This is a genomic window from Fluctibacter corallii (genome assembly GCF_025751585.1).
GTDB lineage: Bacteria > Pseudomonadota > Gammaproteobacteria > Enterobacterales > Alteromonadaceae > Fluctibacter_A > Fluctibacter_A corallii.
In genome coordinates, this window is record NZ_JAOWKX010000002.1 from 375271 (window position 1) to 397540 (window position 22270).

General features: G+C 44.4%; 18 protein-coding genes. 8 read left to right on the top strand and 10 right to left on the bottom strand.

What is annotated here, in order from left to right:
- The first annotated feature begins 30 nt into the window (after window positions 1–30).
- A complete protein-coding gene (locus tag OE749_RS05270; protein WP_263711302.1) occupies window positions 31–873 on the top strand; it encodes a hypothetical protein in 843 nt (280 codons plus the stop codon).
- Window positions 874–1772: 899 nt separating this feature from the next.
- Window positions 1773–3257, top strand: a complete 1485-nt coding sequence (locus OE749_RS05275; protein WP_263711303.1) for a hypothetical protein — start codon at window positions 1773–1775, stop codon at window positions 3255–3257.
- Window positions 3258–3433: 176 nt separating this feature from the next.
- Here the strand turns inward: OE749_RS05275 and OE749_RS05280 are convergent, their stop codons facing one another.
- From OE749_RS05280 to OE749_RS05315, 8 genes are all read right to left on the bottom strand, one after another.
- Window positions 3434–3991, bottom strand: coding sequence for a hypothetical protein (locus tag OE749_RS05280; RefSeq protein WP_263711304.1), 558 nt, complete (start codon window positions 3989–3991; stop codon window positions 3434–3436).
- Window positions 3992–4036: 45 nt separating this feature from the next.
- Window positions 4037–4486: an ATP-dependent zinc protease family protein gene (locus OE749_RS05285; protein WP_263711305.1), complete on the bottom strand. Its 450-nt coding sequence runs from the start codon at window positions 4484–4486 to the stop codon at window positions 4037–4039.
- A complete protein-coding gene (locus tag OE749_RS05290) occupies window positions 4486–5079 on the bottom strand; it encodes a mechanosensitive ion channel family protein (protein ID WP_263711306.1) in 594 nt (197 codons plus the stop codon). The genes OE749_RS05285 and OE749_RS05290 overlap by 1 nt, the downstream gene beginning before the upstream one ends.
- Window positions 5076–6122, bottom strand: coding sequence for a succinylglutamate desuccinylase/aspartoacylase family protein (locus tag OE749_RS05295; RefSeq protein ID WP_263711307.1), 1047 nt, complete (start codon window positions 6120–6122; stop codon window positions 5076–5078). The genes OE749_RS05290 and OE749_RS05295 overlap by 4 nt, the downstream gene beginning before the upstream one ends.
- A gap of 2 nt (window positions 6123–6124) precedes the next feature.
- On the bottom strand, window positions 6125–7030 hold the full coding sequence (gene rimK / locus OE749_RS05300; RefSeq protein ID WP_263711308.1) for a 30S ribosomal protein S6--L-glutamate ligase: 906 nt from the start codon (window positions 7028–7030) through the stop codon (window positions 6125–6127).
- A gap of 90 nt (window positions 7031–7120) precedes the next feature.
- Window positions 7121–7939 (bottom strand): LysR family transcriptional regulator, encoded by an 819-nt coding sequence (locus OE749_RS05305; RefSeq protein ID WP_263711309.1) that lies wholly within the window; start codon window positions 7937–7939, stop codon window positions 7121–7123.
- 179 nt (window positions 7940–8118) lie between these two features.
- On the bottom strand, window positions 8119–8343 hold the full coding sequence (locus tag OE749_RS05310; protein ID WP_263711310.1) for a hypothetical protein: 225 nt from the start codon (window positions 8341–8343) through the stop codon (window positions 8119–8121).
- A 5-nt stretch (window positions 8344–8348) separates the two neighbouring features.
- Entirely contained in the window at window positions 8349–8546 is a 198-nt protein-coding gene (locus OE749_RS05315) for a hypothetical protein (protein ID WP_263711311.1), read from the bottom strand.
- A gap of 250 nt (window positions 8547–8796) precedes the next feature.
- Here OE749_RS05315 and maoP point away from each other — a divergent pair, with 250 nt between their 5' ends.
- From maoP to OE749_RS05330, 3 genes are all read left to right on the top strand, one after another.
- Complete coding sequence (maoP, locus tag OE749_RS05320; protein WP_263711312.1) at window positions 8797–9162, top strand: DUF413 domain-containing protein; 366 nt, start codon at window positions 8797–8799, stop codon at window positions 9160–9162.
- A 217-nt stretch (window positions 9163–9379) separates the two neighbouring features.
- Window positions 9380–10297 (top strand): mechanosensitive ion channel family protein, encoded by a 918-nt coding sequence (locus tag OE749_RS05325; protein WP_404828129.1) that lies wholly within the window; start codon window positions 9380–9382, stop codon window positions 10295–10297.
- Complete coding sequence (locus OE749_RS05330) at window positions 10297–11286, top strand: zinc transporter ZntB (RefSeq protein ID WP_263711313.1); 990 nt, start codon at window positions 10297–10299, stop codon at window positions 11284–11286. The genes OE749_RS05325 and OE749_RS05330 overlap by 1 nt, the downstream gene beginning before the upstream one ends.
- Window positions 11287–11293: 7 nt before the next feature.
- Here OE749_RS05330 and OE749_RS05335 read toward each other — a convergent pair whose 3' ends face one another.
- Window positions 11294–12322 (bottom strand): phospholipase A, encoded by a 1029-nt coding sequence (locus tag OE749_RS05335; protein ID WP_263711314.1) that lies wholly within the window; start codon window positions 12320–12322, stop codon window positions 11294–11296.
- Window positions 12323–12499: 177 nt separating this feature from the next.
- On the opposite strand from OE749_RS05335, the gene OE749_RS05340 reads away from it, so the two are divergent.
- From OE749_RS05340 to OE749_RS05350, 3 genes are read left to right on the top strand one after another with little or no spacing between them, the layout of a single operon-like run.
- Complete coding sequence (locus OE749_RS05340; RefSeq protein ID WP_263711315.1) at window positions 12500–13837, top strand: magnesium transporter; 1338 nt, start codon at window positions 12500–12502, stop codon at window positions 13835–13837.
- A gap of 47 nt (window positions 13838–13884) precedes the next feature.
- Complete coding sequence (locus tag OE749_RS05345; RefSeq protein WP_263711316.1) at window positions 13885–15612, top strand: autotransporter assembly complex protein TamA; 1728 nt, start codon at window positions 13885–13887, stop codon at window positions 15610–15612.
- Complete coding sequence (locus OE749_RS05350; RefSeq protein WP_263711317.1) at window positions 15609–19466, top strand: translocation/assembly module TamB domain-containing protein; 3858 nt, start codon at window positions 15609–15611, stop codon at window positions 19464–19466. Before OE749_RS05345 ends, OE749_RS05350 begins: the two co-directional genes overlap by 4 nt.
- Here OE749_RS05350 and OE749_RS05355 read toward each other — a convergent pair.
- Entirely contained in the window at window positions 19394–22201 is a 2808-nt protein-coding gene (locus OE749_RS05355; RefSeq protein WP_263711318.1) for an ATP-binding protein, read from the bottom strand. The two genes, OE749_RS05350 and OE749_RS05355, sit on opposite strands and share 73 nt — an antisense overlap.
- Between the last annotated feature and the right edge of the window lie 69 nt (window positions 22202–22270).

Below are 22270 nucleotides of genomic sequence, written 5' to 3' on the forward strand. Positions count from 1 at the left end.
AAGAGCTAGTTTTAATACTAAGGAACGGTTTTGAATGAGTCCCGTTTTGTTTTGACAAATGAAATCTGTACAACGCAGCATTATTCTAATGACAAAGATAGATATAGAGGGAACATAGTTTGCTTAGAATGCGAAGCTAAGGCTTGGTTTATAAAAGGATACGATACCGATAAAATGAGCCGTAAGGCCTGCTTTGCTGCTCACCACAAGGAAGGATGCGAAGCATCTACGGTAGGTTTAGAGGCAGATGATGTCTTAGATGGTAACGGTGAGACGACTGATTCGCCTTCTACTGATATATATATAAATTTAGATAATTCGAAAGAGCATTCTTTGTATGTTTCTGAAGACAACTCCAAGTTCGATGATGAACCTTCAGAATGGACGAAAGGAAGCAAGTGTGCACTCGGAAATTCATCAGGGTATCCTTTAAAAAAATCATTGAGACAGTTACTAACCAATCTATGTCGCAATCCTGAATACAAGGATCAAGATCGAGAAATAAAAATTGTTGCAGAGAATGGAAGGATTGTGTTGGAAGGACAGTTAAAGGAGAAAGTCGTCCATCTCACGGAAATTAATCAATCGCATACATCAAACGTATGGGTGTTTTGGGGACCGATAAACAACTTATATAAACGAAAGAATGGGGAGCTTTGGCTAAACTTCGGAAACAGCCATGAACCATCGGTCGTTCTAGATAGAGGTCTAGATACGGCGGTTATCAACAACTTTAAGATAAAAGATGTTGGAGAATTGGATGGATCAGAAATTCTAGTTATAGGCCCTGTCGGATTTCGGGGAAACCAAGCTATTATTAAGCCTGCCTTCACAAAATATATGACGTTTAGAAGACACCGGGTTAAGGAATAAGTATGGGGTTGTTATTAACCATGCTGATAATTCTGGTGTGTTGCCTATTAATGCTAAGGAGCATGGAAGTGGAAGCTATTCGTAAAATCTTATCAATGGATATTTTTCCTTTCTTTTGTAGGTTTATTGCACTTTTCTTAATATTTTTGGCGCTTTATTCAATAGGGTTCCCACCAAAAGTGACTTTAAACACTACGGCCATAACGCTACTTTCATTTTCAGTGTTGTTTTGCTTCTCCAATCTGCTAAAAAGCTAATAATTGGCAAGCTATTAACTTATGAAAAGGATGTACAGGAAATTAAAAGTGAAGTCTCTGAATTTAAAACCCAAACAAGAGACCTGCTTAGTGTTTATAGCAACATCATCACAGCAATTTCCAATACAGTTAATCAAACGGTAAATGTACACTTACCAGGTAGTGAATAGCTTCAAGAAGCGAAAAAACAGCTGGATTCGACCATAGTTTCAATAGCCAAATCTTTAAGTCTTGAAGATGAGGTTGAGGACTACGTTGGTCAGTCTGAAAATGATTTGAATTTTGCTTTAGCTAGGCTTCGAATGGAGTTAGAAAAAGTTCTAAGAATAATTCTAGGAAGGAGAACTCAAACCGCAGATCCAACAGCGATGAAGAGCAAATGTTTAACGCATTCATCGAAAGGAATCCGGATTACGGACCAATGAGAAACTCGTTTGATTACATGCTAAAGGTATGCAATTCAGCAATTCATGGTCAATCTCTATAACAGATGGCCATGCATACGAGGCATTATCTATGGGTTTAAGGGTTCTAAAGGAGCTCGAACCCATGCGTGTCTAAATTATCCCGTCGTCAATTGGCTTTTGAACTACGCTTTGTAAGTTGTAAGGAAAATTTTATCCAAAATAAAAGGAGCATGTTATGCCATCGACAATTCCTTTCGATCCGTCGTTGGTTCTTGGCAATGTAGTGGACCAGTCAAAAATCGATGATTTAACTAAAATTGCAGAATTGCAAAAGCCCGTAGATGCAGCGCAGCAAGCGCTGAATTCTTACATTTTATCTAAGCGTAGTCTCGACATGACATTGCAGGAAATGATCAACATGAATGTTGATCAAAGTGATTTAGACAATCTTGCAAAAGAAATCGATACCGTCAAATCTGATATGTCTAAAGCGGCCGTTGCACTGGCGCAAGAGACGGTAAAAGCCCTCCCTGAAATCCGTGCTGCACGTGAGTCTATGTCACAGAAGCAAATTAGCTCGACTGTTGAGAGCCCGATGGACTACAACAAGTCTGATATTAAAAAAATGCCGTTATCGTCAGACTCAATGGTTATGGATGCACAGTATTTTCGGTTTGAATCGAATACAGATTCTTCTGACGCACATTCAAGCTCAATTGCTGCCTATGTATCGTCGCAAGTGTCTGCTTTTTTATCTCCCACTTATTCAGCAGAAGTCGGCTCGTCGGCGAAGAAAGTGATGGAGTCTCAACATTCCAATCATAGTATCGAGGGGACATTAGTCATTACAGCAAACTGTACCCACAAAGTGGCTGATTTATTTGCACCGTTTGTGCTCGATCCAGAAAAAGCGATTCGTGCATGGAATGTTTACGTGCCAGATAAGAAAATTGATACCGCTGATCCCGAATCAATGCAAAAAGTTATCGCGGGTAAGGATTCTGACTCTGCGGGAATGTACCTGCTATCGGGCGCGACCTACGGGTCGAGCTTTGTGGGTATGGTGCATATTCTTCAAGATGAAAAAAGTGACTCTTCACAAAGCTCATCGTCTGTGGCGGCATCGATGTCTGCTTCTATCGAAGAACATCTGTTTCTTGCTAACAGTTCGGGTAAATTTGGGCTAGATACTTCATTTGCCAATAGTCTGAAGAATTTACTGAGTACATCAAATTTACAATCTCATGCGAGTTTTGTTGCGATGGGGATTATTCCCTCTATTAAGTCAAACGCGATAAAAACCACGGTACAAACCCTTAAGCCCGATCCCAAAGAAGTGATGAGCCAACTTGCTGCGATTCAAGGTGCCAACGATGGCACGGTGAATACAATGGGCTCGTCTGCCGAAAAAGCAAAGGCAGGGGAGTCGTTCATGCAGCTAGACAACTCCTACGTGACAAACGTGGTATCGAGTTTAGGAGAGTACGACAATGCGAACAATCAGGTTATTGACACAAATTCGATGATGACAGCATTGGATGACTACATTTCAAAAGCGATAGAAGGAGATTGCGGTGTGCCGATTAATTTCTTTTTGAAGCCGCTTACTTCTCGACAACTGGCCGAAGCGTGGTTGTATAAATTTTATCCGGGTGAATATGTAGGTGAAAGCTCTGGCGATGATGAATCTAAAGGGCCAACACCTAAAACAGATAGCTAAACGCACTGAGTAAAAAGTGTGGGAAAGAGGGCGGAGGTAATGCCGTGCTAGAATTTTCGCCCTTTTTCCATGTTTTATGAATACTATTATAGATAGTTGCAAAACCCGTTTTTCTCATGCCAAATGTTCGGTGACAACACCAATTGTATGGTCTTAATTTTGCGAATATCCGCTAATCAAAAATACACTACCAGCCCTTTTTGGGCGACGTCGATGCGTTTTGGGCGCTTGAGTAAATACTCAATATCGAGTGTAGAAAAATCAAAAATGATAATTTCTGGTAACTTACTGCCCATCGATATTTTGGCGGTGCTCAGAGGCGCTTTATTATCTGGAAAGGTACTGTGTGTTGCCTTAATGGTTTCTACGCTGGGATACTCGATGTACAAATGGTTGTCAATTTCATCATAGTCTACGTCTCCTTTAATCAGCGCGGTCGCTTCTAAACTGTATTCACCTTGTTTAACCGTTACTGCACTATTCACCTTTATGGTTTTATCAAGAAAATCGAGTGCGATAGAGGGGCTATGAAAACTCACATCGTACCCGTTGATTTGCTTTCGTATGGGAAAACGCGTATTTAGCGACTGATTAATTTGTTTGGGTGACAGCGTGAGAATTCGGTTCTCGTCTACCGCGGCTTTACGGGCAAGGTTAGGTGCGTCGTTGGCTATCGCGCTTTGTAAACTCAATGCCATCACAAGCCCCACTATGTACAAAACGCGATTTTTCATTATGAATGTCCTTGTATGTTACTGCTATGTGTTCTTTCGTGACGATTACTCAGGATCGGGTTCGGGTGAGCGCTCTGACGCCAAAAAGTGTGCTTCTGGGTCGACTATTACAACGCCTTCCATCGCCTCGCGGCCTAAGAGCATTAAATGGTTCATGGAAGAGCGGTCTGTGAGTGTGATTTCAATATCCCACGATAATGAAGCCCCCAACGTTGCCTGTGTTTTGATGACACACCGCTGCTCACGCTCACCATTAGACGACTTAATCCAGCGGCGATCGTGCAGTGGGGCAGAGCATTTGATGGTTTTCTTTATGTCGTGAAAGTCGGGATGGAACTCAAAATGCACGATGCGCTGCGCGTCATCTACCACGATATGATCAACATGCAAGGCCGATGTTTTTGCGCCTGTATCGATGCGCGTGGCAATATTCGCGAGTTTTAGGCTTGGTAACGCAATGCTTTCCACTACGCCTACCATTATTTTTTGGCTCATTATGGCTTCTCCTTGAGTAACGCGGCTTCTTCTGGTTTGAGTGTGTCTGGCGCTACCGTTATTTGAGGATCTTTAACCGCTTCTGTGGTTGCTGCTGGGGCTGCTTCAGGTCGACGTTGTCGAATAGACACCGCCTTTTGAAATATCATCGAATTCGGATAGGTCAGGGTAGTGCCTTCTCCGTTTTTTACGATGACATGAAATAAAGTAATTTCGATAACTTCACCTTCTACGCTGTCGTCTTTGTCAAATACGCGTATCCAATTTCCGACTCTAAACGGGAAGAAAAAGAAGATCATAATACTAGCTGTGATATTGCTCAGAATCGACCACTGCGCAAAAAGCGCGACACCTAATAAAGCAAAAACCGATGACACAACAATGCCCAGTTCTTCATATTGAATACCACTAATGAGGCTAACAATAAGTAAGACCGTGATTGTCCATACGGTGCTAATGGTACGAGACACATACTGCATGCGCAAAAATGTGACATTTCGTTCGCGACCAAGTTTGCGGATAAGGCGTGCTATGAGTTTTAATCCCATCCAATAAATGAAAATGCTAACCAGTAGCACTATCCATGTATTCATTGCTGTAACGGCTCCATCATTAAATCTTGTTCTGGTACTAAATTATCCTGTAACTGCCCAATGTGTTGTTCAACCTGAGCAGGGGCTTCAAAATAGGCGATATGGAACATCGCATCACCTTCCTGTACCAAAGGAATGTTTTGCTTGCCAATGATCACACCACTTTGGGTGGCTTTAAGTTTTTGCTCAAAATTTCCCGTTGGGCTGCAAATCTCTGCGAGAACGTCGCCTTTTTTCACGCGATCCCCTAAGCGCTTTCTGTCTCTGACGATGCCACTTGAGGCGGCGCGGATCCATGCACTGTTATAGGCCTCGAAAGGCTCTACGGTTTTGTGAGATGCATTTGGGCGACGCTTGCGGATCATGCCAAGCGCAGACATCACATTTAAGATCCCACGTATACCTGCTCGAATCGACAGTTCATCAAAGCGTAATGCCTGTCCTGCTTCGTACAGTAATATCTTGGTGTCCATGTTCGATGCTGCGGCACGTAAAGAACCGTCGCGTAAATCTGCGTTTAAGATAACCGGAACTCCAAATGCGCGCGCTAATTCGTGGGTCTCATCATCGCGTAAATTGGCGCGAACTTGCGGGAAATTGCTGCGATGTATCGCACCTGTGTGCAGATCGATACCGTAGTCGCACTTGCTTACAATCTCGGTTAAAAACAAATTTGCCAGCCGACCCGCCAATGAGCCTTTGGCAGAGCCAGGAAAGCTGCGATTCAGATCGCGTCGGTCGGGCATATAGCGGCTCTGATTCAACATGCCATACACATTCACAATGGGTACTGCAATCAACGTTCCTTTCGATAGCCGAAAAGACTTCATGTGTAACAGTCGACGGATAATTTCAATACCATTGAGTTCATCGCCGTGAATGGCTGCACTGATGAACATGATTGGCCCCGGTTTTTTCGAACGGATCACTTCAACAGGTACTGACATTTCAGTGTCTGTGTAGAGTCTGGCTGCGGGCAATTCGAGTTTAACCCGTTCACCCGGCTTTATGCTGGTTTCACCGATTGTTAACACATCTGTCATGGCTAGCCCTTACCGCGCGTGCGCGTGTTGTTTGGTCTGGCATTTTTTTCAATAAATTGATAAATCATGCCTGCTACATCCTTTTGGGTGGCAGACTCGATCCCTTCTAAACCGGGTGATGAGTTTACTTCCATAACCACTGGGCCACGGTTTGAACGAAGTAAATCAACCCCGCATACGTTTAACCCCATCGCTTTTGCAGCTGCGACTGCGGTGGCACGTTCTTCTTTACTTATACGGCATACTTCTGCTGAACCGCCACGATGAAGATTACTACGAAACTCGCCTTCTTTGCCCTGACGCTTCATGGCGGCAACCACTTTGTCGCCAATAACAAAACAACGAATATCCGAGCCGCCCGCTTCTTTAATAAACTCTTGAACCAAGATGTTGGCGCTGATACCCATGAACGCTTCGATAATGCTTTCTGCTGCTTTGTTGGTCTCGGCGAGCACCACACCAATGCCTTGGGTGCCCTCCAGCAATTTAATCACTAACGGAGCGCCGCCCACGTTGCGAATCAAATCTTTGATGTTATCTGGACTATGAGCAAATCCGGTACGAGGCAGGCCAATGCCTTTTCGCGACAGTAACTGCATTGAACGGAGTTTGTCGCGTGAACGGCTTATTGCGACAGATTCGTTGACAGAAAAACTGCCTGTCATTTCAAACTGACGAACTACGGCTGTACCGTAAAACGTGACTGATGCGCCAATTCTTGGAATCACCGCGTCGTACTGCGGTAAGGGTTCACCTTTAAAGCGCACCATTGGTTTACTGCTTGTGATGTCCATGTAGCAGTGCATGGTGTCGATAATATCGACCTGATGACCAAGTGCCTCGCCTGCTTCTTTTAAGCGGCGGGTAGAGTAGAGCTTGGCGTTGCGTGAGAGTATCGCTACTTTCATTAGAGATTCCATGTATCTGAAAAATTAAAAAATTGGCCATCTAATCGTGCTTCTTAAAGTTGATGTTAGATTGAGCCCACTATGTCTAGTTTAGTTTAGGATTTGTTTATGAAAGGAAATTAACTCAGATAACCCAAGGTGTTTGATTTCTTTCATGTACACGAGATAAACATCTATGTGCAGATCGTCGAGTTCCTGAAGCAACGTGAGTGTGTATCCTTCAGGATGGTGTTCGACAGCAGATTTTGGCAGCACAATACTTCCTCCACCTGCGAACAACCAGTTAAATGCGACTTGTAGTGAGGTCGTCTTTAATCGAGATTTCCGCGTTTGTGGAAACTGTTTATTGATGGCCTCTGAAATCTTGCTGCCCCAGTCTACGTGGAAATAGTTCTCCAGCGCAGTATCTACATCCAAATGTTTGTGAGAGTAGAGCGCCAGCGGCATAGACGCGACAACAGTATGTTCCAGTTCTTCAGATTTCATTGGGTACAGTGTAAAACCTAAATCGACAATGCGTTCATGAAGTTGCCTTGAAAGTTGTTCAGCCGACAATACTTCAGCCCGAATGGACAAGTCGGGAAACGATTTGTACAGGCTGTACAATCCATGTTGCAAATATAGCTCGCTGGCGTTTGGCGTAGCAGCACACACCAAATAGTCTACCTCTTCCTCTACCAGCGCGCGGCGACTATCTTCAAGGAGCGTCGTCATTTGCTCGGCATAGGGGATGAGTTTCTCGCCCGCTGAGGTTAGCTGAATACTGTTACGGTGTCTGACAAACAACACGGTATTAAAGTATTCCTCAAGCTGCTTGATGCGCGCGCTCACGGCAGACTGGGTTAAGTAGAGGTTTTCGGCGGCTTTGCCAAAGTGTCGTGTTTTGGCCACTTCCAAAAATGTTTTCAAAAAACGCGTATCCACACTATCTAACCTTTTGCTATAACAGGATTTTTTACACTGTATGTAAAATTTATCATGATACATCGCAAAAGGCTTAGTAATTTTTAAAACAAAAAACAAAGCCACCCCAGACTGGGGTAGCTTCATAACAGTAAACTGTCAGTTTAATTCGGGTAGGTGATGTCCTACTGGATTTTAGCAACCTGTGCGTAACCCATAGACTCAAGCTCGTAGTTCACACATTCAAGCACGAACGCGTCAACACTTTGGTCTTCAGAGCGCTCTTCTTCGGCGACTTCCTGACAGTATTCTTTTAACTCTGCCAGAAGCTCAGCGTCAGCAGGGGCCAATTCTTCAGCCACAACGCCTAACGAAGCCAACAACGCGATAGTCATAAACGTCTTTTTCATTTGTCTCACCATTGGGCCTGAGCCCAGCTATCATCATTTGAAGACCATTGGTCTCCACGTTTGTCGGCATGACGTTGTGCGCCTGAGTGCCGTTTGGTTTGCCCTTTAGTTCGTCTGGTATCACGATGGGCACGACGTGATTGACGGTCAGATGTTTCGTAATGATCGTCATCGAATTTGTCATAACGAAAATCTTTGCTCATTTCATTTTCTCCGGTTACTAGAGGCTTGCAGATTAAGATGGAAAATGGCTTTTGGGAAACGAAAAAATTTTGTCGTTATCATTAAAAAATTAAATCTTATTTTTGCTATAACACCTTGAAATACTGTGATTTTAATCTAGTGGTAAGTTATCAAATTTCTGCATCGTGACGATAAAAAAATGTCGTTTTACCTTTGCGCTGAATTTATATAAATCGTGTTTTTGAAACACATTTGTTAATGAGGTGAGTGATGCAAGTAAGACTAGGTAGAAAAAGTTTTCAAAATCGCGTGCGGTTTCCTTACGGATTTAAAAAGTCAGGTGACTTTAGTATTGAAGAAGCGAGTTTGTTAGAGCAGTTCGGCGAAACACTGAACGCGTTAGAGCTCGAGATTATTGCGCCGTTAAGTGAGGATGAAAAACACTTTGTTGAGGTTATGCGTAACGCAGCGCCTGCGGCAAATAAGCTCGAAAAAACCTGGGAAAAGTATGTACGGCTTACGAAACAGCCCAAAAAATTCTATACGTTGCACTCTAGCAACAAAGAACGAGTAGGCGCTGATACTGACGAAGACTACGCAGACTATTCAGACGAGAGTGACTTCTCGTTATCATAAGGATTCACTCTTGCACCCCTTGCTAACTGGGCATTGTTAATGCGAACGGCGTTGGCAAATGCCCAGTTATGCCTTCAGTTTATCGCTTCGCACCACAACACATGAGTCTAATCTCATGGAAATAGTGAATATTTCAGCGTGATTTCAATGCGTTAGCGTGTATTATTCTCGTTATACGTCTATTTTACATTAAGAAGCGATTTCACTACGGATGCCTATGATGCAATTTGATTTTGAGGCCATAAAGGCGTTGTTTGCGACACCATTAATCAAAATGGGAGATTACACGATTACGGTGGGAGATGTTGCCATCGTGCCTTGTATTATCTTACTCGGGATATTACTCACGCGTTGGGCAACGAGTTTGGTGGCCAGTCGCATGCGAAAACGTGGTGTGGCACCCGATGTGGTGCATTTGGTTTCAAGACTTATTTACGTATTTGCCATTGTTATTTTGGTGATTACAACGCTCGATTTCATTAATATTCCAATTACGGCCTTTGCGTTTGTCTCTGGCGCTATAGCGATTGGTGTTGGCTTTGGGGCACAAAATATTATCAATAATTTTATCAGTGGCTGGATTTTGATGTGGGAGCGTCCCATTCGAATTGGTGATTTTTTAGAGGTAGAATCGGCGAAAGGTCGCGTTGAAGCGATTAACACGCGCTCAACCCGTTTTCGCCGCACAGACGGTGTACACATGTTGATACCCAATAGCAAACTGCTGGAAAACACGGTAGTCAACTGGACCCTCAAAGATAAATTAATTCGCACCACTGTCAGAGTTGGCGTGGCCTATGGTTCACCTGCAAGAACAGTGAAAACACTGATTGAGCAAGCGGTGAGTGAATCTGCAAACGTATTACAGGACCCCGCACCGTTAGTGATATTTGATGACTTTGGTGACAATGCGTTGATGTTTGAGGTGTACTTTTGGATTGAAGCCACCGTTGAGCGGGATCTTCGCGTGATACGCAGTGATATTCGCTTTCGCATAGACGAACTCTTCAGTGAAAATAATATTGTGATCGCGTTTCCACAGCGAGATGTTCATGTCGATGGAAAGTTAGTCGTGGTCAATGAGCGAGAAAACGTCACAGTGCAATCCCACGTAACCAGTGAAAGGAAAGAATAATGTTAAACAATACGCAGGTTACCAACGCCTCGGTAGAGGTAACTACGGGGTTTTATGGGCTTGATGGAAAAGGTGGCGCGCAGTTTTCTGAAGACTATTCGCCCAACGCGATAAACACGCCTGCCATTCGCTGGCTACATCTGCAAAGTGATAGCGATGATACCCGAGACATATTAGCGTCACATAATATAGATGACGCCGTTATTGATGCCGTGTGTATTGAAGATACACGCCCCAAAGCGCATGCGTTTAAAGGTGGCATATTGGTGTATTTGCGAGCAATTAATAAAAATGAAGATGCGGAGCCTGAAGATATGGTGTCATTGCGTATTTGGTTAACAGCAGACACCATCATAACTACTCGCAGAACAGGGCGAGGATTAATCTCGATAAAACAAATAAAGCACGCGCTATTGGCCAATGAAGGCCCTGCAAGTACAGGTGAATTCCTGTCTCAGCTTGTAGCAAACATCACCGATATTATTTCAAGCACCACAGATGATGCAGAGGCGCAAATTGATACCCTAGAGCTTAATTTGGATAGCGACGCACATGCACGAAGTCATTTGTCGTCAGTGCGAAAACGCTGTGCTGCGCTACGCCGCTATTTGCTGCCTCAAAGGGAGGCTCTGGAGTCTTTGTCTCGGATTCAGTCTGTGTTTACGCCAGAAGATCACGGGTTGATTAAAGACCAATACGACCGTTTGATTCGTTACCTTGAAGACTTGGAGTTAGTGAAAGAGCGGGCGCAGCTGCTGCAAGATGAAATACGTAACCAAATTTCAGATACGCAGGGACAGCGCTTGTATGTGCTGTCTTTGGTCACTTTGGTCTTTTTGCCCTTGTCTTTCTTAACTGGGGTATTTGGTATGAATGTGGCGGGGCTGCCTGGAACAGAAACCCCCAATGCCTTTATTTATTTAAGCTCGGTAATGGGTGTGATAGCACTCCTTATTACCGCCGTGATGGTATGGAAAAAGTGGTTCTAGCTATGTGCTAGAGCCAGTTTGTGAGTTTTATGCCTACACCTAAACGCTCAATATGTTGGTCGTAGTAAATCAAGCTTTCGCCATAGCCGTTGAAGTACTCGACGTAACCAAATAGTTTATCGCTGATAGGGAACGACCAACCTAGCTGAATCGCGCCTTTGTTATCTTTTCGTAAGTTGTTTCTTAACATTAACTCTAAAGAGTTACGCTCACTAAAATGCCAAAGGGCAGACAGTTCACCGTAACCGTAATATTCTTCAATATTGGGGTTATCATCGCCTTTAGGATCTAAGACGCCGTCTTTGGCGGACTCGTCAAATCGATACCAAGCACGTAACCCCCACGTGATGTTATCGGTTGGTTCTAGTACAACACCAGCAATTAGCCTGTTCCAACTGCGCGACAATGTGCCAGTTTGGCCGTTAGATTGATGGTTAAGCGACACGTAAGTATATTCAACGGGTAGCCCTAACAATGACCAACGGTGGTTGTAACCGAATATAAATTCTGGCTCGTAGTTGGTTTCTCGAAAAGGGGCGGAAATATCGCCGTTGTATGATTGCCACCAACTGGTTGCGGTGAAGGCAAACAGTAAATCAAGATCGTTGAATATGACATCTTCCCATGCGAGATACTTCAAGGAAATCTGAAACTTGGTTTCTACATCATGGTATTCATCGGCCTCGGCAAGCTGAAAGTCATCGGTGATATACGGCGCTTTGACGACATCAGCCACTGTAACGGGCATGATGTAGTTAGGCCGATGGGGCAAAATGGCAAAACGATTAGAAGCGGCACGCTTCTCTAAATGGATTCGCTTGCTAATTCGGCTCTCATTTTCTTTTTCGCACAGTGATTTAACGTAAGAAACTGGCGTATCGTCTGACACAGAAGCTAACGTTGCCAACAGACATGCATCTTCACTGGTCATGCTCGACGCGTGTGAAGTGTTTGTTGATTGTTCATCAGCAAATCGTGCTTCAGTGAGAGAACTAAAGGCGAGCAAACTCAGCGTAATACCAAACATACGCAACATATTGACATTCTCCTTCGTCAAAGGGATCTCGAAATAGACAGATGTGTGATAAGCTTATTTTACACAGGTATTCAATTACTTGCATTGAATTCGTCGTTCTGCGCCCATAAAGCATAAAGGGTTGAAAAGAACGTAATATGACAGCGCGGCTGTTATCACCTATAAGGGCTATTTTCTATGGCTGAGCCACTTCCAGAGTTAATCGAAGAAATCGTCAGTAACCCGCAATTAGAAGAGCAAGGGGCCGTAACCAAGCTCGTTGCAGGGCAAGAGGCGGAAAGTCTGGCGTTGGTGCTCGAATCATTGCCCATAGAACAGCGTTTGCACGTTTGGGCTGACATTCCCACAAAAGACAAGCTAGACGTTTTAGAAGAAATGCGCGGCGATGCACGTGAACCGCTCATTGATGCTGTGCCTGCCGAAGATTGGGAGAAGCTTTTTAATGACGTAGATGCAGAGCAGCTCTTGGAGTTGGCTGATTCATTACCGGATCGGTTGGTAGAACAAGCATTGCGGGTTATGGATAAGCAGCAGCGCCAATACTTTAAAGACGCCAGTCAATTTAAAGATGAGCATATTGGCCATTGGCTCAACCATGAATTGTTGGTTTTGCCGATCAATGCAAAGGTCAGAGATGCATTACGTTTGCTTCGAAGAGACGTACCTCGCAACACGGCATTGGTATTTTTGGTTAATCGTGCGGGTCAGTATTCCGCCTCTGTGAATTTAACTGATATTTTTCGTTCTCCAGACCATTTGCCATTGGTAGATCTTGCAGATGAAGAGGTGGTGCCAATTAAAGCTGATGAAGCCTGTCATACCGCGGCGGCGCACTTACTCAGTTCTGGGTTCGCATCGTTGCCTGTGGTGGATGAAAATTTTAACTTACTAGGACGGTTAGATTTGGTCACCGCGGGCGACTTACAGAGCGAGTACTACGAACGTCAAGTCATGGCAACAGCAGGTATGGACGAAGAAGAAGATTTGTTTTTGCCGGTTCGTAAAAGTGCCAAAAGCCGAGCGGTGTGGTTGGGGATCAATTTGATCACCGCGTTTTTGGCGTCATGGTTTATTGGCTTATTTGAAGGTACGCTTCAACAAGTAGTGGCGCTTGCGGTACTGATGCCTGTGGTGGCGAGTATGGGCGGAATAGCCGGTAGCCAAACACTTACCTTGATTGTGAGGGGCTTAGCGCTAGGGCAAGTGACCAATGCAAACTTTCGGGCGTTAATGAAAAAAGAACTCAGTGTGGGCGCGCTAAATGGTGTGATTTGGGCGGTGGTGATTGGCATCGTATCTGCAATGTGGTTTTCCGATCCAGCATTAGGCGGCGTTATTGCATTGGCGATTTTACTGAATATTGTGGCCGCAGCCATTGCTGGTGTCGCGGTGCCGGTAGTGTTAGATAAGCTTAAACTGGACCCCGCATTATCCGGCTCAGTTATTTTAACAACGGTCACAGATATTGTTGGCTTTGTAGCATTTTTGGGGATCGGCACGCTGATATTGCTATAAATAGCGTGTACACCAAGCCCACTATTTTACCTTAAGGGAAGGCAGGGATGAGACTGATTTCACACATAGCGATTCTTTTGTTGTTTGGTGTTTTTGCTCCTGTCTCTTTCGCGCTACACGTTGAGTTAACATCCGAGGTAGACGATGGGCTGGAAGAAAATATTCATGCCCATTTAAGCATATTGACCTTGCCTGAACGTTGCGTGCCTTTTACTGACTTTTCAGATCAAATTGCCGAAAAAATTCATGAAGCTGGGCGTGCGTTGGGTTATTACGACATGCGTATACGCGCACTTGAACCGAAGAGCGATACACAATGCAATACCTGGACACTGAATATCGAGCAAGGGCAGAGAACTCGGATCTCTCGTGTCGATATTCATATTGAGGGTGAGGGTAGCCAAGACCCTGTTTTGCAGCGCACCTTAAATCAAATCCCATTAAAACAAGGCGATGCTCTGAGGCATTATATTTACGAAAGCAGTAAAAAGGCGTTGCTTAACACGGCACTTGAACGAGGATATATGGACTTTGCGTTTACAGAAAAACGCTTAGAGATTGATCCTGATTCCCATACTGCACAAATAAAGCTTCATGCCAATACAGGAGAGAGTTATCGTTTTGGAAAGCTTGTGTATGATGGACAGGATGTGCCTGAAGACATGCTGATGTCGATTTTGCCCTTTCGAGAGGGGGAGCAGTTTACCACACCAAAATTAAATACATTTAATGAGCGCCTCAGACAAACCGGATATTTTGAGCATGTGGTTGCGCGGCCTGTCAGGGCAAAGGCGCAAGCGCGTCATATACCAATTGAAGTGGTTGGTTCGGTAAAACCTAGAGATATCTTTTCTGTGGGTGGGGGCGTGTCTTCAGATACTGGCCCTAGAGTGAAACTGTCGTGGGAACGTCCTTGGATTACTGATTCTGGTCATTCATTGTCAGCGTCGCTGTTTGTGTCACGCCCAAGCCAATCTGTGAGCCTAAATTATAAAATTCCGTTATCAGACCCTATTGATGACTACATCAGTGTTAAAACCGGCTTGAAGCAGGACAATTTTAACGATACCGACAGTACGATTTATACTGTTTCGCTGCAACATCACGAGCGCTTTTTAGACACCAGCTGGAAGTGGGTTAAGTTCATTCGATTTGACAGAGAGTCGTTTATTCAGGCCGAGGAGCCAGAAGAAACCACAGAACTATTGATCCCTGGCGTGACTTTTCAGCGCTTGCGTACACGCGGCGGCTTGTTTGTAACGTGGGGAGATAAACAATTATTGACTGTTGAAGGCGCAAACGATGATTTGCTGAGTGAAGTGGATTACGCCAGTGTGCACCTTCAAAGTAAGTGGATCCGCAGTATTCACGATCACCGTTTCCATTTTAATGTTGAACTGGGCGCGTTGAGTAGCAGCGACTTTGAACAAATTCCATCTTCGCTACGTTTTTTTGCTGGTGGTGACCAAAGTGTGCGCGGATTTGGTTACAAAGAATTATCACCGTTAGATGATGAAGGCGACTTAACCGGAGGGCGCTTTTTGTATGTTGGCAGCATTGAGTATGATTTTCCTGTAAAAGATAACTGGCGAGTTGCCACCTTTGCCGATGTGGGCAATGCGTCTAACACCGCATTCGAATCGCTGGCATCAGGGGTAGGCGTTGGTGCCATTTGGCAGTCTCCGGTTGGCCCAGTGAGGCTATATCTCGCAAGAGGAAACAGCCAGCACGAAACCACATGGCGCATTCACTTTTCTATGGGCCCTGCGTTATGAAGCAATGGGGATTGGCGATTAGCCGAGTGACCGCCAAGTTCATATTAATTGGGCTTCTGGTTACTGTGATTGGCACGGTATTTTTACTTTCTCCCATTGGCTCTCGGTTAATTGTAAACAGCATTAATACCTATGTGGATGGGGTTGCGCTGACATACCGAGATGGCGGCTTCGGCGGTAAAATCGTATTTGACAGTGTTGAGGTAACGCAGGAGTCACTTTCGGTTAGTGCAACGAATGTGGCGTTAGATCTTGATTGGGGCTGTATGTTTTCTGTTGCCTTTTGTACCGAGATGCTTTCTGCATCATCAGTAGATGTTCGCCTTCAAGCGAGTGAATCTGATGAGCCACCTACACCGCCATCGTTAGGGTTTTTAACGCCGATTCCCGTTTCGTTGCAAGGCATTTCGCTGAAAGAAGCATCGCTCTCAACTGGCTCGACTCACATACAGTTGAGCGAATTACGTACTCATGTCAAAGTGTTTCGCAATCTCACCGTTTCACAGCTTGCAGCGCGCGCGATTGCAATAGAGCAACGCGCCGTTAAGCAATCTGATAAAAAATCTGTGAATGCGCAAATTTTACATACGCTTCAACAATATCAGGCATTCTCCTTCACGCCTGTTTCGCTAAAGCAATTGGCTCTGCCTTTCTCGATTACGGTGACCCAGACCGATATTGATGAAATTTCATTGTCCTCGAATGGGCAAGCACCTACGTTATTGAGTGATGTCCGTGGCGGCGTTCAGATCTCATCTAAGTTGCTGGCGTTATACGATTTATCTGTGGGTTATGCAGGGGCAACATTAAACGGAAAGCTGCGGGTTGATCGTGTGAATGGCGTTCATGGCCGATTTTTATTTGAAGATATTGTGGTATCTGAAGCGCCATCAACGATTGATGTAAGCGTTGTTGGGGAATTTGACGACTTGCGCATTAAAGGCGAGGTACGTGGCGAGATTCAGAGTCAGTTTGTTATGAAAGTGGATTTATCCGACGTGTCGTTGCCTCTCGATGCCTCACTGTCTTGGCAGCAATTACCTGAGATTATTGCTTTACAAGGGTATGGTGTTAAAGATGGCGAAGTGTCATTGTCAGGAAATTTGAATGATTATCATCTTGGAATAAAGACCGGTATATATCGCCATGGCGAGCCTGATCTGGTGATAGATGTCGATACCAATTTGCATAAATCAAGCGCATCCATTCAACACGTCATTCTTACGCGAGACACAGTAGTCAGTAGAACATCATTTGATGCGTCGTGGGATTCTTCGTTGATTTGGCAAGGCAATACGCGCCTTGATGCTTCGTCTATCTCTGTTTTTCATCCTGCTTTAGAGGGGCACATTCAAGGAGACGCTTCACTTAGTGGTGAACTAACGCCAGACACCGTGATGGCCACGTTGTCTCCGCTTTCTTTTAGCGGTGAATGGCAAAATAAACCCTTTACATTAAATGGAGAGGCAGAATTTACCACAAACGGAATTGCGCTGCGTGATGTGGCGCTTAAAATCGGACAAAACCAAGCAACGGCAAGGGGCAATTTGGCATATTCAGGGCAAGGACAAATTGATTTCGTGCTTTCCATGCCACATCTTGAGCAAGTTTGGCCTGAACTTCATGGAGACATAAAAGGCGACGTGCTAGTGAGCAAAAATTTGCAAGCACCTGCGATAACAGCGAACTTAGCGAGTACGCAGTTTGCCTATCGAGCCTTGAATGAAGTGGGCTCTGGCGGAAGCCATGAATTGCTTTCTCTGTCAGAGACTTCGATTTTTGCGCAAATAGATATGGAAAAGGTCTTGGAATCAGATATCAAACTGAATGTGAAAGCGCTTGATGTCGGCATTGCTGATACTTTTTCAATTAATTTGGATGTATCTTCGCAAGATGAGCAATTTGATGGCAGTATCAGCATTGCGTCTGACGATCTCGCATTAGACTTAGCGTTAGATGGCACGGTGGATAAAACGCGAGTTAAAGGCAGGTTAAAAGAAGGGCAGTTTGCCGTTCAGCGCTATCTTTTTACACTAGATCAACCTCCTATACCTTTTTCACTTTCTACTGAGCAGTTGCGGGTTAATGTTGGGCAACATTGCTGGCAAGACGCTTCGTCTAGCTTGTGTTTTGAAATACTTACTCAGGAAGAACTGGTGACGCTTGATGCTAAACTGACGTCGTTGCCTTTTGTTGATGCACTGAATGAATTATTAGAGCCAGACACACAAATCCAAACTGGGGCGCAAGTAAACGGCAACATTATGCTGTCGGCAACGCCAAATAAAATTCATAGTGGGCGGGCGGCACTGTCTTTTTCACCGTCGACATGGTCTGTTGTCAGTAATCCAGCATCAGTTGAGATTAACACCTTTACGCTTGAGGGTAATATTCAAGATAATGTCGTGTCGGGTCAGTCGGTGCTGATGGGAGAGCAGCTTGGACGTATCGACAATACGTTCTCAGTCGAGCTGCATGATGCATTGGCCTATGAGGTTAGCACTAAACTCAAAGGGTTTGATCTTCACGCCTTTAGTGCAGTAGTCCCTGAACAGATAACGGTGCAGGGTATGATTGATGCAAATCTTGTCATAAACGGACGTGGCAGTACCAGTGAAACAGAAGCCATGCCACCTTATCCTGATATTCGCGGCCAGCTTTCTCTTGCTCAAGGTGTGTTTAAGATGCCTGATTTGCCTGCGAGTATTACCGACTTGCAATACACAATGGCATTTCGTGGTGATCATGCAGAGATGAGTGGCGAATTTCTGATTGCCGATGGCCGCGGGCAGGTTAATGGCGAGCTATCATGGCAAGAGGAGTTTAAGACATCATTACAGTTGAAGGGCAATCAGCTAACGTTTGTGGATCCAAATTTGTACCGTCTGACGATTTCCCCAGATTTGGATTTGCGTGTAGATCGAAGTGGCATCGCCCTGACGGGCGATCTTGATGTTGTGTCTGGAAACGTAACGGTTAAATCACTCCCGCCACAAGCCTATTCGCCATCGAAAGATGAAGTCATCTTAGGGCAGCAAGAAAAGCAGCCTGACACACCGATTAAAACGCTCGATATCAGTTTGAATATTGACCCTGCACAAGGTGGAAATGTGAATGTCTTCGCGCTAGGTTTGGATGCAGACGTTCAAGGGCAACTTGATATTTCCCAGCAAGAAGGTGAAATCACTGGAAACGGTGAAGTTGAAATAGTCAATGGACGATATGAAGCCTACGGACAAGCCCTTCATATTAATCAAGGACGGATCATTTTTAATGGTTTGCTGAGTGCACCGTATTTCGATATTGAGGCGATACGCGATCCAGAGAAAACAGACAACGATGTTATTGCTGGCATTAAAGTGTCGGGTTCATCTGAAAGTCCTGAAGTGAGTGTATTTTCGAGGCCAGATATGGAACTGCCCCAATCGCTTTCATACCTGTTAAGAGGAAAACCATTAAGTGGGCAGGGCACCACCAACCAAGACGCGATGCTCACCAGCATGCTGATTGGCTTTGGTTTAAGTAAAAGTGAAAATACGTTGGGTAAAATTGCCAAAGGTGTGGGGATTGATGAGTTTTCCGTCGATACCACCGGTAGCGGGGAAGACACCAAACTTGCGTTAACCGGTGAGTTGGCTGATGGTATGCAAATTAGTTACGGTGTGGGGGTGTTTGACTCCGTTAACGAAGTTAAACTTAAGTATCAATTTACCCCTAAGTTATATCTTGAAGCAATCAGTGGCGCCAATAACGCGCTTGATCTTTACTATCAATTTACGGTTCAAGGTGATAGAGGTTCAGGTGGTAATGCCTCAGCTAATGCCGATAAAGACACCGCCAGCTCATCACAATAAGACTGTATACGTTTTATGTCCTTGAGCTCAAAATGACAGGCATCGTAAATAGACAGGCTCAACGATGCACAGTGACTGAGGCTCAACAACTCGAAGGGACGAACAAAGCGCACTGAGTTTGCCGCCACGCGTTCCCAGTCTAATGCACTGATATCTTCTTGAAGGTGAATCTGCCATGCTTTCCATATTTCGATATTAGCCTGAAGGCTCTCAATAACTTGGCTGAGGCGAAAACCATGGTTAGTGATGGCCTGTGACAACGCATCGATTTGATCAGTTTGAAAGAACTTGTGAAGGAGGTGCAACTTCTCAATGAGTAAGCGCTGTTGTTGATGTTGTTGCTGCTGAATGGCAAATTCCAACTCTTGAGCTAGCTCAGTCAGCAAATCAAAACCGAAGGATTGGGCAGAGCCTTTCATGTTATGGATCAGTGTGACCAGTGTTTTGATGTCGCCGTTATCATTGGCTTTTAGCACGGAGAAAAGCTGCATTTTTATGTCTTTAAAATAGCCATTACACAATGACTCAAGCTCTTCTGCACCTAACATCGCGTGCTGCTCTGTATGGCATGGAAGCAATTGAGTAAATGTTCTAAGCATGGCATTGCGGTCTATTGGCTTTGACAGATGCGCAGTGAACCCTTGCCGTAGATAATGGTTTACTTCATGTTCCATGCTGTTTGCGGTAAACGCGATGATGGGGGTGAGATCGCCCAACTTCCTCAGTGCAAAGAGTGTTTGAATACCATCTAGCTCAGGCATTTGAATATCCATCAACACAATATCGTAAGCATTTTGTTGATTGGTAAGTAACGCTGTTGCTTCTTTGCCATTGGTTACGGCATCTACTTCAAAATTAAAAGCATTAAGCAGCTTAATGATGAGTTCTCGATTGTGAAAGTGGTCTTCAACCAATAACACTTGAGCACCGACAAAGTCTGGTTTGTGAGGAATTGCTGAGAGGGTATTGGATACAACAGGTGCTAATTTATCTATTAGCCCTTCATAAGCGTGTTCGGTGAGGGGGAGGGCTAAAGAGAACGTTGATCCCACATCAACCGTGCTTTCAACAGACAATGTACCGCCCATATGCTGCGCTAATCGTTGAGAAATACTCAGGCCGAGTCCACTTCCGCCGTATTTTCTACTGGTTGTGCTATCGCCTTGCTCAAATGGCTTGAACAGGGCCTTTCGCACATCTGCTGTCATTCCAATCCCAGTGTCTTTCACATCGAATTGAAGAGTTTGGTTGTTGAATGCCACATTCAGAATAATTTCCCCTGCATCGGTAAACTTAATCGCATTGCTTACTAAATTAAACAAAATTTGGCGCAGTCGAGTGGGATCGGTATAGAGCGTTTTGGGCAAAGGAAATTCGCACTCTAGCCTAAAACTCAGCGCTTTTTGCTTGGCTTGCATCTCCGCTAACGACGTGACTTCGTTTAGCAAACTGGCAATATCTGTGGCGACTACTTCTAATGTGAGTTTGTTTGCCTCAATTTTTGTTAAATCGAGAATGTCACTGATGATTGCGAGTAAATGGTTGCCATTTTGCGAAATCACTTTAATGACATTTTCTTGTTCAGAACGATTTATATCGCCTTCTAGCAAGCCATCAGCGTAGCCGATAATGGCGGTAAGCGGTGTACGGATCTCATGACTCATATTTGCGAGAAATGTATTTTTAGCATTGTCGGCTTGTTTTAACTCATCAATAAGATGCTCAAGGGCGAGTTTGGCATCGTTCAGTGCTTGCGTGCGTTCTTCTACTCGGCTCTCAAGGAGTATATTCATTTCTTTATGTTGCTGGTGTAGAACACGATATTTTTCAGCTAACGCAAACGCAAGTAGCAGGGTGTCTAACGTGTACCCCAGTTGTGCCATTAGGTAAATATTGGCATCGATATTTGCAATCACGCCTAGGTTGCTCATATGAACGAGCATGGTAGGCAACATAATCATCGTGAGTGCAATCACAAAATAGCGTGCAGGCGAGTAACCCTGGATCCAAGCATAAATACCAGAAATCATGCTGATGTTTAAGGTAAGTGCACCAACAATAGAGACTGCAACAATACTCGCACCGATATTGATAAAGGGAATAGGAATGCACAATAACGAAGATATCACCGCGATTTTCATTAGTGCATTTAGTTTGGGAGAGCGTGATTTTAATTGTAAAAATGCGGAAGAAAACAGGCCGATTATCGCGAGAGCGGGGAAAAATGGCATCAATGTCCAGGCGATATCAATATGTCCGAACCAATTTGATAGCACGCCGAACACCTGCGACCATCCTAGGGTAAACAACAATGTTGCTGTTGCGTAATAAAAATATTGAATTTGCTGCGTGCCAAAATAAAGAAAGAAATTAAATACGGCCAAAGCGACGCATGCACCAATACTCATGAACAGCAATGTATTTTCAGTATCAAGCTTATTTTTCGCCAGTTCCTTAGGCAAGATTTTCACTGTAAACGGCGACGTAAAAAACCGACTTTTAAAATGCATCACCACTAGCCGTTCATCGTTAAAGGGCAAATTGACAAACTGACCAAAGTGAAAATCAATGTCGTTGTGATGCAGAAGCCCACTTTTTTTGGTCTCAATTAGTGCATCGTGTGAATAAATATAAGTTTCTATCGACTCTACTAATGGCGCTGTGGGGTGAAGATACCAGTTGTTTTCCGGTGAATTGTTGCGTAGATAGAATACGGCAATAAATTCATCCCCCATAGGATCTATTGTCTGTTTCTCGCTTGTAGTTCGTATATAGTGTTTCAATGCCTCTGGTGATGTTAGAGC